Origin of the sequence: Alcaligenes sp. CHO6, from assembly GCF_037120595.1 — a bacterium.
Classification (GTDB): domain Bacteria; phylum Pseudomonadota; class Gammaproteobacteria; order Burkholderiales; family Burkholderiaceae_B; genus Alcaligenes; species Alcaligenes ammonioxydans.
This window is the reverse complement of the sequence record NZ_JBANCI010000002.1, coordinates 879778-893657: the sequence shown is the minus strand read 5'-3', so window position 1 is coordinate 893657 and position 13880 is coordinate 879778. Positions and strand designations below refer to the sequence as shown.

At 56.9% G+C, this 13880-nt stretch carries 14 protein-coding genes; 4 read left to right on the top strand and 10 right to left on the bottom strand.

Translation table 11 applies throughout. The features are described 5' to 3' along the window. The first annotated feature begins 1123 nt into the window (after positions 1–1123). On the top strand, positions 1124–1834 hold the full coding sequence (locus tag V6936_RS12095; RefSeq protein ID WP_039943950.1) for a Crp/Fnr family transcriptional regulator: 711 nt from the start codon (positions 1124–1126) through the stop codon (positions 1832–1834). On the opposite strand, the gene V6936_RS12090 is transcribed toward V6936_RS12095, so the two are convergent. Together V6936_RS12090 and V6936_RS12085 are read right to left on the bottom strand one after the other, a co-directional pair. After that, on the bottom strand, positions 1773–3140 hold the full coding sequence (locus V6936_RS12090) for a hypothetical protein (RefSeq protein ID WP_336579939.1): 1368 nt from the start codon (positions 3138–3140) through the stop codon (positions 1773–1775). The two genes, V6936_RS12095 and V6936_RS12090, sit on opposite strands and share 62 nt — an antisense overlap. Positions 3141–3144: 4 nt before the next feature. Further along, a complete protein-coding gene (locus V6936_RS12085) occupies positions 3145–3366 on the bottom strand; it encodes a DUF2249 domain-containing protein (protein WP_336579938.1) in 222 nt (73 codons plus the stop codon). Between the two features lie 249 nt (positions 3367–3615). Between V6936_RS12085 and ubiU the strand changes: the two genes are divergently transcribed. From ubiU to ubiT, 3 genes are read left to right on the top strand one after another with little or no spacing between them, the layout of a single operon-like run. Next, the gene (gene ubiU, locus V6936_RS12080; RefSeq protein WP_003804512.1) at positions 3616–4611 is read left to right on the top strand and encodes a ubiquinone anaerobic biosynthesis protein UbiU; all 996 of its coding nucleotides are present in this window, start codon (positions 3616–3618) and stop codon (positions 4609–4611) included. An 18-nt stretch (positions 4612–4629) separates the two neighbouring features. Next, the gene (ubiV, locus tag V6936_RS12075) at positions 4630–5532 is read left to right on the top strand and encodes a ubiquinone anaerobic biosynthesis protein UbiV (RefSeq protein WP_003804510.1); all 903 of its coding nucleotides are present in this window, start codon (positions 4630–4632) and stop codon (positions 5530–5532) included. Between the two features lie 39 nt (positions 5533–5571). Further along, positions 5572–6054, top strand: coding sequence for a ubiquinone anaerobic biosynthesis accessory factor UbiT (gene ubiT / locus V6936_RS12070; protein ID WP_336579937.1), 483 nt, complete (start codon positions 5572–5574; stop codon positions 6052–6054). Here the strand turns inward: ubiT and V6936_RS12065 are convergent. The 8 genes from V6936_RS12065 to trpE all read right to left on the bottom strand — a co-directional run bounded on the left by V6936_RS12065 (position 6051) and on the right by trpE (position 13795). Further along, positions 6051–6800: an anaerobic ribonucleoside-triphosphate reductase activating protein gene (locus V6936_RS12065; RefSeq protein ID WP_336579936.1), complete on the bottom strand. Its 750-nt coding sequence runs from the start codon at positions 6798–6800 to the stop codon at positions 6051–6053. The genes ubiT and V6936_RS12065 overlap by 4 nt on opposite strands. A gap of 4 nt (positions 6801–6804) precedes the next feature. Continuing rightward, complete coding sequence (gene nrdD / locus V6936_RS12060; protein ID WP_131071183.1) at positions 6805–6999, bottom strand: anaerobic ribonucleoside-triphosphate reductase; 195 nt, start codon at positions 6997–6999, stop codon at positions 6805–6807. A gap of 175 nt (positions 7000–7174) precedes the next feature. After that, positions 7175–9061, bottom strand: a complete 1887-nt coding sequence (locus tag V6936_RS12055; protein ID WP_131071184.1) for a ribonucleoside triphosphate reductase — start codon at positions 9059–9061, stop codon at positions 7175–7177. A gap of 320 nt (positions 9062–9381) precedes the next feature. Next, entirely contained in the window at positions 9382–9840 is a 459-nt protein-coding gene (locus V6936_RS12050) for an HIT family protein (protein ID WP_059318456.1), read from the bottom strand. Next, positions 9837–10637 (bottom strand): indole-3-glycerol phosphate synthase TrpC, encoded by an 801-nt coding sequence (gene trpC, locus V6936_RS12045; protein WP_003804499.1) that lies wholly within the window; start codon positions 10635–10637, stop codon positions 9837–9839. Before trpC ends, V6936_RS12050 begins: the two co-directional genes overlap by 4 nt. Further along, the gene (trpD, locus tag V6936_RS12040; protein ID WP_003804497.1) at positions 10634–11668 is read right to left on the bottom strand and encodes an anthranilate phosphoribosyltransferase; all 1035 of its coding nucleotides are present in this window, start codon (positions 11666–11668) and stop codon (positions 10634–10636) included. Before trpD ends, trpC begins: the two co-directional genes overlap by 4 nt. A 4-nt stretch (positions 11669–11672) precedes the next feature. Next, positions 11673–12236 carry an anthranilate synthase component II gene (locus V6936_RS12035; RefSeq protein ID WP_131071185.1) on the bottom strand — a complete coding sequence of 188 codons (564 nt, stop codon included), beginning with the start codon at positions 12234–12236 and terminating at the stop codon, positions 11673–11675. A 38-nt stretch (positions 12237–12274) separates the two neighbouring features. Continuing rightward, positions 12275–13795 (bottom strand): anthranilate synthase component I, encoded by a 1521-nt coding sequence (gene trpE, locus V6936_RS12030; RefSeq protein WP_003804493.1) that lies wholly within the window; start codon positions 13793–13795, stop codon positions 12275–12277. Positions 13796–13880 lie beyond the last annotated feature (85 nt).

Here is a 13880-nt window from a genome sequence, read left to right as displayed (position 1 = left end):
GGACTGTGAAACGCCTTTGCGCCGATGATAGTGGACGGACGTCTGTGAAAGTAGGTCATCGTCAAGCTCTTATTGCTCAAAACCCCCGCAAGCATCCCTTGCGGGGGTTTTGTTTTATGGGTCGCCAACGCATCGGCGACGGATACACCGGAACGATGCTGATCGTCTGGCCCCTGGGCTACGACTTCAGGCGTACCCCACCCCCTCCCCAAACCCGTTCTGGGCACTGCCTATCCCTTCTTGTCGCAGACTACGTCTCTTGGCCCAAGACGAGGGGGTCGGTCATTGCGTATGCTTCCTGGGCTTGAGGGTTGATGTTGAGTCCTCTGCGGGTGCTACCTGCACGATGGCAGCCCTACGAGGGGCGGGTTCAGCCTTAGCGGCTTGCTGAACCTCAGCCTCTCGCATCAAGCCGTTGTCTATCTGCCGGGTGATCGCGCTACGCTTAGTGCTTCTAGGGTTTGCTGCTGTTGCGCAGCGTGAAGTTGCTTTTTTATTTATCTCGGCTCAGCCAGGCTTTAGCGACGCGGCTTGGCCGCTGGTTGCCACCAGATGGTGCCAAGTCCCAAGTCGGGTTACAACCTTCCGCTTTATCTAGCGGGTGGTTCACCGGTTATGTGTACTCCAGCCCCGCTCAATTTTTTAGCGACGGCATCCGACGGCCGAGATCAGATGGGTGTTCGGTCCGCTGTTTCTTCTACCTGCATTTCTCCTCCCCTGGCCCTCCTGAAATTTCCATTTTCCTATTTGGTATTGCAGCTATTCAGCCTGCGAAGGCGTATCACACCCATTCAGAATCGAAGTCGACTTGGAAACGAGGCCACTTCCTATCAACGCCACCCCTTGATATTCCCTATCACTAACATGGTCAAATTTGACCGCTTCCTGCTTGGATCTGCTCCTAAGTCATGCTGAACTAGCAGTTCTGACTGTTTTCTTACTTTCTCTCCAAGACCTCGATTTATCTGTTTGACGTGTATCAATCAGGCGCCGAGCAATGCTGAGCAGGCGGGAAAGGAGTATGTCAGTCTAGCGATGGTTCTACTTGATTCATGGAAAAGATATGGCGGCTCAAGATACGGCCTCACACACAGGCAATGATGATTTGTCGGACATCCGACTGATGCAGGGCGAAGGAGCTGGGCGTTGGAAGCGTATCCAGGCTCACTTGGCTCATCTGCCTATTTTCAAGGAGCTGCCGCTAGAGCAGCTTGAACCGATCGCCAAAGGTACTCAGGAAGTACACGCGTTACGCGGCACCACTTTGTTTCGTAGTGGTGATCCGTGCGTCGGGTTTCATATGTTGGTATATGGCCGAGTGAAGCTGGTGTTTGTTTCTTCATCAGGGGCAGAACGGGTGGTGCGTCTGGTCGGCCCAGGGGAGGGGTTTGGTGAGGCTTTAATGTTCATGGGCCGTAATTACATCGTGACAGCTCAGACACTCGTGGACTCTTTGCTCTTGCACATCAACAAGGACGCCTTGATGGAACAACTGGACAAGGGAAGTGATGTGGCGCGTTTGATGCTGGCCGGTTTAAGTGAGCGCTTATATCGTTTGATGGGTGAACTGGAAGCCTACACCTTGCACAACGGGGTGCAGCGCTTGGTCGGCTATCTCTTGCAGGAATGGCCAGGTGAGGAGGGCGTGCCGTTCAGAATTGACGTGGGCAAGTCCGTGATTGCTTCCCGTCTGAACCTGACCCCGGAGCACTTATCGCGCACATTGCGTGATCTGATGGACCGGGATCTGATACGAGTTCAGCGACGTAACTTTACGATTCTGGATAGTGCGGCCTTGCGGCAATACGGTGCTCTGCCTGATACGCGCGAATAGCGCGCAGGCTATGACGATAGCGCTGCCAGGCGGTCCAGAGATTCCAGCTCAAGGCTGTAAAAGACAACAGCAATGCAGGGGCTGCTACCCATGCGAAAGATGCGACTCCCAGGCTTGCCCCTGTCCAAAGCACCAGGCTTAGGCTGTGCAAGGCCCAATGTGCTCGGGCGGTGGACGCGGGGATGTAGTGAGCCGTCTTGGGAATCAACTGCAAGAGGGCGCGTGTGTGCTCGGTATTATCAGTGTCCATGCTGACATGCTCCTGTGCCTCGCGCCAGAGCAAAAAAGGCACGATGGTATAGAGCATTCCACAAACGACGGAACCTAAGGCTCCCATTATCAGCAAGACTCCCATGGCTAGCTCCGCGTTGGAGGCGGCGGGACTGTGGGCCCAGAAGTTCAAAAGGATCGCAACCACCAGACTGCTCAAGGAGCTGTACCAGAATAACGTGCTGGCCCCTGCTGTGGGGCGCTTGCGTTTCCAGAGTCGCGCCCAGGTAATCACTGCCCATAAGCCGTAGCTTAGAAAGATCAGATAGGTGACCAGATCACGCACGGGCAGCCAGGAGCCAGGCAAAGAGCTCAAGCCCCATTGGGCAATCAGCAATGCTCCTACGACCCAAGGAAGCCAACGCACCAGAGGCGCCGGGTAAAGTTCGGTGATTTGAAAAATAGGCAGCAGCTGGAACGACATGGCGATCAGCAGCAAGCCTGCCCAAGCGGCCAAACCCATCATCACGTGCAGGTTCAGCAGATTGGCGACCGCTTGTTCGTTTGTCAGGGCGACCAGCATGGCAAGCCCTGTTGAGACAGTCAGCAACAGACCCAGCATGGCCAGGCGGATAGGGGCGACGACCTCTTTGGCACCGCGAAAGATGTCACGCCGAGAGCGCCACAAGGCCAGCATGACAGTGAGCAGATAGCCGCCCAGAGCAAAGGCCAGACAAATGCCTGCCAGTGTGTACGCCCAGCGTTGCCAGCTCAGAAAGCCTGTCATCAGAAGTAGTGTGCCGGCGCCGAGCATGCTCCAGAAAATTAGCGCCCGACCGCGTGCCACCGGAATACGCACATTACAGGCCACTGCCAAAATATGTACCAAAGAGGCAAACATGGCGCTGCCCACGATTCCCAAGGTCCAGGCATGGGTTAAGGCCAAGATGGCCGGGTGCCAGCGGGAGTTGAATAGTTCCGGTCCGCTGTAGAGTGCCAGCATGGCGGCCAGTAGACCAAAAAAAGGGACGTTCGCAAACAGGGGCAAGGTCAGTGATAAAGAGGGGGACTGATCCAGCGATAAAGCGCGTTGCATAGACTTAGTTCCTGCGGATGATGAGCTGAAAGCCGTTTTCTGTTTGGGTGCCCTGGTAGCGAAAACCGGCACGACGCAGAATGTCATACAGGGGGAAAGGTTCTCTATCCAGCCACATGAGTAAAGTCTGGGTGGGGGCCAGCTCGGCCAGCACCTCCAGGCAATGCTCCAAAGGTTCAGGGGCGGGCAGGTCGCGTGTATCCAGCGTGATCTCTGTATGCGTCATCAAGACTCCAGCACAAAAGGCTTGGGAGGCATTGTGGACCATTCTGCCCGCTTATGGTGCAGACAAGGTGAGACTTGTTTGCCGTCGGTCAGGAGGTGGGAAGAATTTGATATGCGTTAAGGCCCCCCCGTTTCGGAGCAGGCATAGTGGTGGTCTTGTCGAGCCAGGATTCTGCCCTGGCCAGAGTGAAGATCGGGGAGTGTCATGAATACAGCGTTCACGGCTTTAGCCGCGTCTGATCAGCCGCAGATGGAATTGGTTTGCCCCGCAGGCAGCCTGCCCGCCTTGAAAGCGGCGATCGACAATGGGGCCGACAGTGTTTATCTGGGGTTCCGAGATGCCACCAATGCACGGAATTTTGCCGGGCTCAATTTTGATGCGCAGGCGATTGCACAAGGCATTGATTATGCGCATCAGCGTGGCCGCAAAGTCTTGCTGGCACTCAATACCTATCCGCAACCCAATGCCTGGCAGCAGTGGCGCGATGCGGTGGACCGGGCAGCCGAGGCTCAGGTCGATGCGGTCATCATGGCAGACCCCGGTTTGATGGCGTATGCCAGCCAGACACATCCCAATCTGCGTTTGCACTTGTCGGTGCAGGGTTCAGCCACCAATCCGGAGGCCATCAGGTATTACCACCAGAACTTCGGTATTCAGCGTGTGGTCCTGCCGCGGGTTTTGTCCATGGCACAAGTGGAACAGGTCTGTGAGCAGGTCCCCGTTCAGGTTGAGGTTTTTGGCTTTGGCAGTTTGTGCGTGATGGTGGAGGGGCGCTGTGCCTTGTCCTCCTATGCCACCGGAGAATCGCCCAATACGCATGGGGTCTGTTCCCCCGCCGGGCATGTGCGCTGGGAACAAACAGATCGAGGCCTGGAGTCGCGTCTGAACGGAGTGCTGATTGATCGTTATCAGGAGGGTGAGAACGCGGCTTACCCCACTTTGTGCAAAGGGCGCTTTGATGTGGCGGGCGAAAACTATTACGCCCTGGAAGAACCCACCAGTCTGAATACCTTGTCCTTGTTGCCACAGTTGTTGGCGGCGGGTGTCAGCGCCATCAAGATTGAAGGCCGGCAACGTAGTCCCGCTTATGTCGCTCAAGTTACCCAGGTGTGGCGTCAAGCGATTGATTCGGCCAAATCCACGCCTGCCCGTTATTCAGTCCACCCCGCTTGGATGGGGGCTTTGAACAAATTGGCCGAAGGGCAGCAACATACGCTGGGTGCCTATTCTCGGCCCTGGAAGTAGAGCACGGGAGGCTCAAACATGAAATTATCTTTAGGCCCCTTGCAGTACTACTGGTCCCGCATCGCCACCATGCAGTTTTATGAGTCGGCCTGCGACTGGCCTGTGGATGTGGTGTATCTGGGCGAGACGGTATGTTCACGCCGTCACGAGTTACGGCTGGATGATTGGCTGGATATTGCGCAGATGCTGGCTCAGGCTGGCAAGATGCCGGTTCTGTCCAGTCAGGTCTTGTTGGAGTCCGGGCGGGACGTCAATACGCTACGCAAGCTTACCGAGCAGGCGGAGTACCTGGTTGAAGCCAATGATATGGGGGCGGTGCGTTTGATGCAGGGTCGGGACTTTGTCGCCGGCCCTTTTTTGAATGTTTATAACGGGCCCGTGCTGGATTTGATCGCCTCCCAAGGGGCGGTGCGCTGGGTGATGCCTCTGGAAATGGGCCGTGCAGGACTGGCGCAGTTGCAGCAGGACAGGCCTGCCGGTTTGGAAACCGAGGTCTTTGCTTTCGGGCGCCTGCCCTTGGCTTTCTCGGCCCGTTGTTTTGCCGCGCGTAATCGCAACTTGCCCAAGGACAATTGCCAGTACGTGTGCATGGACTATCCCGATGGTTTGTTGCTGGAAACACGGGAGGGGCAGGGTTTTTTGAACATCAATGGTATCCAGACCCAATCCGCCTGGGTGTACACCTTGCTGGAGCAGATACAGGACCTGCGCGCCTTGGGTGTCGATATGCTGCGCTTGAGCCCGCAGTCTCAACATATGGATGCCGTCGTGCATTTGTTTCATGATGTGGTGCAGGGCCGTATCCAGGCATCAGATGCGCACGAGGATATGTTGCCCTTGCTGCCTGCCAAAGCCTGCAACGGATTCTGGCACGGACGTCCCGGCTTGGAATGGGTGGCGCCGGTACCAGAGCGTTTTTAAGGGAGGGATGCAAGAGTGAATGAAATAAGGACACCTCGGTTGCCCGCTGTTGTGGCTGGTGTTGTAAGTCGTTTGCCCCCGTGGCCCGGCTCTCGTTTGTTTTGTACCGGCTTGAACGTGTTGATGCGCCCTTACGTGCCGACTGATGTGGCGGAACGATTGGAAGGGCGGGCGTTACGCATACGGGTGGCGGATGCGGGTTTGGCGTTTGACTACACCTGGCGCCAAGGAGCTTTTTACCCCCTGTCCGCACGCGCACAAAGTCCGGATTTGACCTTGAAAGCAGATCTTTGGGCGTTTTATCAACTTTTACAGCGGCAGGAAGACCCGGATACCTTGTTTTTTAATCGACGTTTGTCGATTGAGGGCGATACGGAGCTGGGTCTGATGGTGAAGAACACTCTGGATGCTTTGGAACCTGATATTCTGCATCCCCGTGCCGTACTCAAGCAGGGCAAAGCGGCTTTACAGGATGTGCTGCGTCGTCCTATCCGAACGCCCGCTTCGTCCGAAGGCAGCTAAGAGCGCCGCACTTCAAAATGCGGAAACAGCTTTTGGAGGGTCTCTAACACTTCTGCGCCTGGGTAGGCCTCCAAAGCCTGCCCAGTTTCATTCAGAAAATCATCCTCACAGCCTTGTGTGCGGAAGATCTGCACGGCATAGCGCTGGACGCCCAGCTTATGCAAATGTTGCCCCAAGGCTTGTATCGAGGCCGGGCTATGCAACTGCGGGTGAAGGGTGCTGCGGCATTCAAACAGTACCTCTTCGTTCAGTAGCAGCTGCAAGCTGCGCAAAGGTGCAGCCGCACTCTTGCTACGTTGGGTAATGGCATCGTATTGGCTGAACTCGGCTTTGATGTCCAGCCCTATCCAGTCGAGCCACGGGAGTATGGCCTGCAGTCGGGCTGGATGGGTTCCAGCCGTGTGCAGGCCAATTTTGAAGCCGAGTTTGCGCACTGCCTGGATTGCCGAGCCCAGGGCGGGGTCCAGGGTGGGTTCGCCGCCGCTAAAGACCACGGCATCCAGCAGGCCCACCCGGCGATTGAGAAAAACCATCAGATCATCCCAATCAATGGCACTGTCAGTCGTACGCTCTTGTAAATGGGGGTTATGGCAGTAGCCACAGCGCCAGGGACAGCCTTGCACAAAGATGACAGCAGCGAGCTTGCCCGGGTAATCCGTGGCTGAGAAAGGAGCGCAGCCGCCCACTTTCAATGTCACTTTGTGCGTGTTGGTCTTTGGGTAAGGGGGGCGTGTGGCGTACGTCATATTATTAGCGGCTAGCCTGGCTGGAAGGGACGGCGTTGCTCAACGCAGTGCTGGTTTCTATGAAGTAGCGTCGCTCATGAAATTCACCTTGCTTGCCAATATTGAAAGACGACATGGGACGGTGGTAGCCCATGACCCGTGTCCATATTTCGCAGGGCTGGCGCTCGGAATCTTGGAGAGTGATGGTTTCGGTGCTCATAAGAAAACTCCTTGGATAAAAGGGCCGTCACAAGGTCGGATGTGTTCGGCCACGGTGTGCCACGAGGCGGGTTAGCAAGTCGCGGTCAAGCTAAGTGGGTTGTCCGGATTTAGTGGAAATAGGCAGGACAAGTAGCGTTCGTTCAGGGGTGGCGGTCGGGTGTCCGAGAGCTGCTTTAGTAGGCGGATGCTTCTGGTTGGGCAGACACGTTTACTTTTCGCGTTGCTGGTTCTTTGTCCTGCTCCTGCCTTTGTGTCTGTTGCGGCTTCGGTTTCTGCCCCTGTCCGGTTGGAGGGGTTTGCGGGTTCGGGCACGTCGGAATGGACGCTTCGTTGCGAGTCTGTGCGATTTTGTTGACCAGTAGTTCCTTGTCGCAGTGCGGGCAGAATTCGTGTTTCCCCGACAGATAGCCGTGTTTGGGGCAGATGGAGAAGGTGGGCGTGACGGTGATGTAGGGCAGGGAAAAGCGGCTCAGGGCTCGCTGCACCAGATTGCGGCAGGCATCGGTGCTGGACAGAGCCTCGCTCATGTACAGGTGCAACACTGTTCCCCCCGTGTATTTGCCTTGCAGCTCATCCTGGCGCTCCAGGGCTTCGAAGGGATCTTCGGTAAAGCCGACGGGTAATTGTGAGGAGTTGGTGTAGTAGGGCATGTGCGTGGTGCCGGCCTGCAAAATATCGGGCCAGCGGGCGCGGTCTTCTTTGGCAAAGCGATAGGTGGTGCCTTCCGCAGGGGTGGCCTCCAGGTTGTACAGATGTCCGGTACGTTCTTGAAACTCCACCATGCGCTGTCGAATATGGTCGAGCAGACGCACCGCGAACTGGTGCCCCCAGACGGTACACAGGCTCTCCTGATCCTGGGTGAAGTTGCGGATCATCTCGTTAACGCCATTGACTCCCAGCGTGGAGAAGTGATTGCGCAAGGTGCCCAGATAACGGCGCGTGTAGGGGAACAGTCCTTGGTCCATGTGGTGCTGAATAACGGTGCGCTTGATTTCCAGGCTGTCGCGGCCCATTTCCAGCAGTTCATCCAGACGAGCAAACAGGCCGGCTTCATCGCCTTGATACAGATAACCCAGGCGGGCGCAGTTCAAGGTCACGACACCCAGTGAGCCGGTTTGCTCGGCAGAACCGAATAAGCCATTGCCGCGCTTGAGCAGCTCGCGCAGATCCAGCTGCAGGCGGCAGCACATGGAGCGGATCATGTTCGGCTCCAGCTCGGAGTTAATGAAGTTCTGGAAGTAGGGCAGACCGTACTTGGCCGTCATGGCAAACAGGCGTTCGGCATTCGGGCTGTACCAGTCAAAGTCCCGGGTGATGTTGTAAGTGGGGATGGGGAAGGTGAAAGCCCGTCCACGGGCGTCGCCCTCGCTCATGACTTCGATGTACGCCTGGTTGATCATGTCCATTTCGGCTTGCAGGTCTCCGTAGCAAAACGGCATTTCTTCACCGCCGATTTGTGGCACCTGTTCGCGTAGGTCGTCGGGACACACCCAATCAAAGGTCAGATTGGTAAAGGGCGTTTGTGTGCCCCAGCGCGAGGGCACATTCAGGTTGTAGATCAGCTCTTGCATGCATTGGCGCACGTGCTTGTAGTTCAAGCCGTCCTTGCGGATGAAGGGGGCCATATAGGTATCAAAGGAGCTGAAAGCCTGGGCGCCGGCCCATTCATTCTGCAAGGTGCCTAGAAAATTGACGACCTGGCCGACAGCACTACTGAGATGACGGGGAGGGCCGGATTCGATTTTGCCGGGCACGCCATTGAGTCCTTCATTCAGGAAGGTGCGCAAGGACCAGCCGGCGCAGTAGCCAGAAAGCATGTCCAGATCGTGGATATGCAGGTCGGCCTGACGGTGTGCCTGGCCGATCGCTTCGGGGTAGACATGACTGAGCCAGTAGTTGGCAATCATTTTGCCGGAGCTGTTCAGAATCAACCCGCCCAGCGAATAGCCCTGGTTGGCATTGGCTTGTACGCGCCAGTCCTGGCGGTCCAGATACTCGGTAATGGAGCGGATGATGTCCAGCTGAGCAACGGGACGCGACGCGGTTTCCTGGGTAGCCATATTGTTCACCAAAACCTATATATAGTGATTTTTACGATTCACGACACTATATATGGTGGTTTTTGGTGGGGCTAGGTGATTGTTGTCCAGGCTTGATCTAGGTTAATTTTGTGCTTGGAGCGACAAGGTCAAGGGGTGGCGGAACGAAGTCTTTGGGCACACCTTACCCTTATCCTTCTTAGGTGGGGATTGTTGAAGGCGAGAGGGTCGTGTTGCCAGGCGTAAAGAGGGGCTATGCTCTGCTACGCAAGCACACTGTCTGCGTGCAGGTAGCGCAAGAGCGGCTTGGCTCCTGCCGGTGGAGTCGCGCAGTAGCGTGTTTAGTGGTCGAACCGGGCTTGCAGCGCAGTACGCAGTGCCTGCTGATACTCGCTGACTTGCTCAAGCAGGCGTGCCTCATGGGAAGCCCAGCCTTGTTTCTGTTCTTCCGTGCGAGGGGGGGCGGGTGACCAGGCAGAATCCGGAAAGAACGGATCGTCCTTCCAGCGAGGAATGAGGTGCCAATGCAGATGCGGAACCTGATTCCCGAATTGAGCCAGATTGATTTTGGCGACTCCCAGCTGTTCACGCTGGATTTGCTCCACCACATAGACCGCCGCCATGAGGTGCTGCCGCTGTGCTTCAGACAGGTCTGTCATTTCAGCCACATGCTCTTGCCAGATCACCCGTGTATAGCCGGGAAAGGGGCTGTCTGTGACGGCCAGTACCTGCAGCCCTGCGCCCGACCAGAGCAGTTGATCGGGCGTCAAGGCGCACAGGGGGCAAGCGGGGGTGCTCATGCAGGCTGACCAAAGAACAGGTTCTGCAAGGCTACGCCTGGATCAGGTTCACGCATGAACGCCTCACCCACCAGGAAAGCCTGGACCTGGTTATCGCGCATCAGGGCGACATCCTCAAGGGTGTGGATGCCGCTTTCGGTGACAACGCGCTTTTCGCTGGGGATGAAGGGCAGCAGGTCCAGCGTGTTCTGGAGGTCGGTCTCGAAGGTACGCAGGTTGCGGTTGTTGATACCCAGCAGGCTGGTTTTCATTTGCAGAGCAATATCCAGTTCGGCGCGGTCATGTACTTCAACCAGAACATCCATACCCAGCTCGTGCGCCATGGCTTCAAATTCCATCAACTGATTTTGCTCCAGGGCTGCGACGATCAGCAAGATGCAGTCTGCGCCCATGGCTCGGGCGTGAATGATCTGGTAGGGGTCAATAATGAAATCTTTACGCAGTACGGGTAGCGCACACACGGCACGCGCCTGGCGCAGGTGATCGTAAGAGCCTTGGAAATACTGGATATCCGTCAGGACGGACAGGCAGGCCGCACCATGGGCGGCATAGCTGGCGGCGATTTCGGTGGGGTTGAAATCGGCACGGATCACACCCTTGGAGGGGGAGGCTTTTTTGACTTCCGCAATAATGGCTGGCTTGCCTTGGGCAATCTTGTCTTCAATGGCGCTGGCAAAGCCGCGCAGGTCGTTCCGGTTCTTCGCCTCGCGCAGCAGGTCGGACTCGCTGCGCAACTGGCGGGCGGTAACGACTTCAGCTCTTTTGGTGTCGAGGATCTTGGCCAGAATGTCGTTCATGGGTTTAACTTCCTTGTATAAGCGCGGAATTGTTCGAGTTTTTCGCGGGCGGCACCGCTGGCAATGGCCTCAAAAGCCATGCGCAGGCCTTGTTCAATGGAGTCGGCGTGGTTGGCAGCATAGATGGCCAGACCAGCATTGAGGCCAACAATATCACGAGCGGTGCCCTCTTGGTTATTGAGGGCTTCCATAATCATTACGGCGGATTCTTCTTTGCTGGAGACGCGAATGCTGCGGTTGGAGGTCATCGCCATTCCGAAGTCTTCGGGGTGAATCTCATACTCGCGCACTTGCCCGTCCTTGAGCTCGCCCACCAGGGTGGCCGCTCCCAGGGAGGCTTCATCCATGCCGTCCTTGCCGTGCACGATCAGCACGTGTTTGGCCCCCAGGCGTTGCATCACGCGAACCTGAATGCCTACCAGGTCGGGGTGGAACACGCCCATCAACTGGTTGGTGGCACCGGCCGGGTTGGTCAGAGGACCCAGAATATTGAAAATGGTACGTACCCCCAGCTCCTTACGCACGGCAGCGACATTTTTCATGGCGCCGTGGTGAGCGGGGGCGAACATGAAGCCGATATTGGTATCGGCAATACTTTGCGCCACTTGCTCGGGTGAAAAGGTCAGGCGCACGCCCAAGGCTTCCAGCACGTCTGCGCTGCCTGAGGAGGACGATGCGCTGCGGTTGCCGTGTTTGGCCACTTTGACTCCGACGGAGGCGGCTACAAACATGGCAGCGGTGGAAATATTGAAGGTATTGGAGCCGTCCCCGCCTGTACCGCACATATCCAGCAATTCGTCGGGGTTAGGGGTAATCACAGGGGTCGCAAATTCGCGCATGACCTGGGCAGCGGCGGAAATCTCACCGACGCTCTCTTTTTTGACACGCAGGCCCATCAACAAGGCGGCTGCGATCTGCGGTGACATTTCGCCACGCATCAGCATGCGCATCAGATGCAGCATTTCATCGTGGAAGATTTCCCGGTGTTCGATACAGCGCACCAGTGCTTCGGTAGGAGTGATGGTGTTCATGATATTAGAGGTCCAGAAAGTTCTTCAGTAAGGCGTGGCCATGTTCGCTGAGCACCGATTCGGGGTGAAACTGCACGCCATAGACGGGCAGGTCGCGGTGGCGTACGCCCATAATCTCGCCATCTTCGGTTTGGGCGGTCACTTCTAGGCAGTCGGGCAGGCTGTCGCGCTCGATGGCCAGGGAGTGATAGCGGGTGACATTAAAGGGCGAGGGCAAGTTGCGGAACACATCCGTGCCCTGGTGGGTGATGGGGGAGACTTTCCCATGCATGATCTGTTGCGCACGGATAATGCGCGCACCAAAAGCATGCCCGATGGCCTGATGCCCAAGGCAAACGCCCAAAATAGGCAGTTTGCCGGCAAAGTGCTGGATCAGGGCGACAGACAGGCCTGCATCCGCAGGGGATTTGGGGCCGGGCGAGACGCACAGATGGCTGGGATTCAGGGTTTCAATCTCTTCCAGCGTGACCTGGTCGTTGCGTCGCACCACTACCTCCTGCCCCAGTTCTCCAAAGTACTGGACCAGGTTATAGGTAAACGAGTCATAGTTATCGAGCATGAACAGCATGGGAATACTCCGGCAAAAAGAAAGTGGCAGTGGGGCGATTAAATAGGCTCGTCCAGACCGAATTGCACTTGTTCGGCAGCGCGGATAACCGCCCGTGCCTTGGCTTCGGTCTCTTGCCATTCTTTTTCTGGATCGGAGTCGGCCACAACGCCGGCCGCGGCCTGCACATACAGCATGCCGTCCTTGATGACACCGGTGCGAATGGCAATAGCCAGATCCATTTCGCCCGAGTAGCTCAGGTAGCCTGCAGCGCCACCGTAAACACCACGGCGTACGGGTTCCAGTTCATCAATGACTTCCATGGCGCGTACCTTGGGAGCGCCCGTCAGGGTGCCCGCCGGAAAGGAAGCACGCAAGACGTCCATCTGACTCATGCCGTCTTGCAGTTCCCCGCAAACGTTGGAGACCAGATGCTGTACGTGCGAATACCGCTCGATGGCCATGGTGTCAGTGACCTGGACTGTGCCGGTTTTGGCGATGCGGCCAATGTCATTGCGGGCCAGATCGATCAGCATCAGGTGTTCGGCGCGTTCTTTGGGGTCGGCCTTGAGCTCGGCGGCCAGTGCTGCATCGGCCTCAGGGGTGGCGCCGCGTTTGCGGGTACCGGCCAAGGGACGAATGGTGACGCGTTCTATATTGCGCCCATCCTGACGGTGCTCTTCTTGCCGCACCAGAATTTCTGGCGATGCACCTACCACCTGGAAGTCGTCAAAGTTCCAGAAGTACATGTAGGGAGATGGGTTGAGCGAACGCAGGGCACGGTACAGGGACAAGGGGGAATCACGGAAAGGCTTGGTGATGACCTGGCCAATCTGCACTTGCATCAGGTCGCCAGCGGCAATGTAGTCCTTGGCGCGGGCGACGGCTTTCAGGTAATCCTCTTTATCGAAATCGCGCTCGCATTCGGTCTGCATGCTGGCGTAGGCGTAGGGAATCACCACAGGCGAGCGCAGTTTTTCACGCAGCTCTTTCAGGCGGCGCTTGGCCAGCACGTAGGCCTCGGGTTGGGCGGGGTCGGCGTAGACCAGCAAATAGGTGCGTCCGGCCAGGTTGTCCACAATCACCAGTTCGTCCACCTGCAGAAGCATGATGTCGGGCACGCCCTCTTCCTGATCGGCGGGGAAGGGCTTGCGGTTGGCGCCCAAAGACGGTTCGATGTGGCGAACGGTGTCGTAACCGAAGTAACCGGCCAGGCCACCTGCGAAACGGGGCATGCCAGGACGCAGAGCGACTTTGAAGCGGGCCTGGAATTGTTCGATGAATTCCAGTGGATCGCCTTCGGCAGTCTCCACCGGCTTGCCATCGTGCAGCACTTGGGTGTGACGCCCGTAGCTGCGGATGACGGTACGGGCAGGCAAACCAATAAAGGAGTAGCGACCGAATTGCTCGCCGCCCACAACCGATTCCATCAGGCAGCTATAACGTCCACCTTCGGGGCCGTTGTGCGCCAGTTTCAAATAAATCGACAGGGGTGTATCCAGGTCGGCGTAGGTTTCCGCAATCAGGGGGATGCGGTTAAAGCCTTCTGCTGCTAGGGCATTGAATTCTATTTCTGTCATTGGGATCTCGAGGGTCAGTGGGTACGACGAGCCGGACAGAAACAAAAAAAGCCCGGTCGTTGCGATTACCGGGCTTATTTCCTGG

Excerpts from the sequence above, each read along its gene's own strand:
- V6936_RS12095 (WP_039943950.1), top strand. The coding sequence starts at position 1,124 with ATGCAGGGCGAAGGAGCTGGGCGTTGGAAGCGTATCCAGGCTCACTTG.
- V6936_RS12090 (WP_336579939.1), bottom strand. The coding sequence starts at position 3,140 with ATGCAACGCGCTTTATCGCTGGATCAGTCCCCCTCTTTATCACTGACC.
- V6936_RS12085 (WP_336579938.1), bottom strand. The coding sequence starts at position 3,366 with ATGACGCATACAGAGATCACGCTGGATACACGCGACCTGCCCGCCCCT.
- ubiU (WP_003804512.1), top strand. The coding sequence starts at position 3,616 with ATGGAATTGGTTTGCCCCGCAGGCAGCCTGCCCGCCTTGAAAGCGGCG.
- ubiV (WP_003804510.1), top strand. The coding sequence starts at position 4,630 with ATGAAATTATCTTTAGGCCCCTTGCAGTACTACTGGTCCCGCATCGCC.
- V6936_RS12065 (WP_336579936.1), bottom strand. The coding sequence starts at position 6,800 with ATGACGTACGCCACACGCCCCCCTTACCCAAAGACCAACACGCACAAA.
- nrdD (WP_131071183.1), bottom strand. The coding sequence starts at position 6,999 with ATGAGCACCGAAACCATCACTCTCCAAGATTCCGAGCGCCAGCCCTGC.
- V6936_RS12055 (WP_131071184.1), bottom strand. The coding sequence starts at position 9,061 with ATGGCTACCCAGGAAACCGCGTCGCGTCCCGTTGCTCAGCTGGACATC.
- V6936_RS12050 (WP_059318456.1), bottom strand. The coding sequence starts at position 9,840 with ATGAGCACCCCCGCTTGCCCCCTGTGCGCCTTGACGCCCGATCAACTG.
- trpC (WP_003804499.1), bottom strand. The coding sequence starts at position 10,637 with ATGAACGACATTCTGGCCAAGATCCTCGACACCAAAAGAGCTGAAGTC.
- trpD (WP_003804497.1), bottom strand. The coding sequence starts at position 11,668 with ATGAACACCATCACTCCTACCGAAGCACTGGTGCGCTGTATCGAACAC.
- V6936_RS12035 (WP_131071185.1), bottom strand. The coding sequence starts at position 12,236 with ATGCTGTTCATGCTCGATAACTATGACTCGTTTACCTATAACCTGGTC.
- trpE (WP_003804493.1), bottom strand. The coding sequence starts at position 13,795 with ATGACAGAAATAGAATTCAATGCCCTAGCAGCAGAAGGCTTTAACCGC.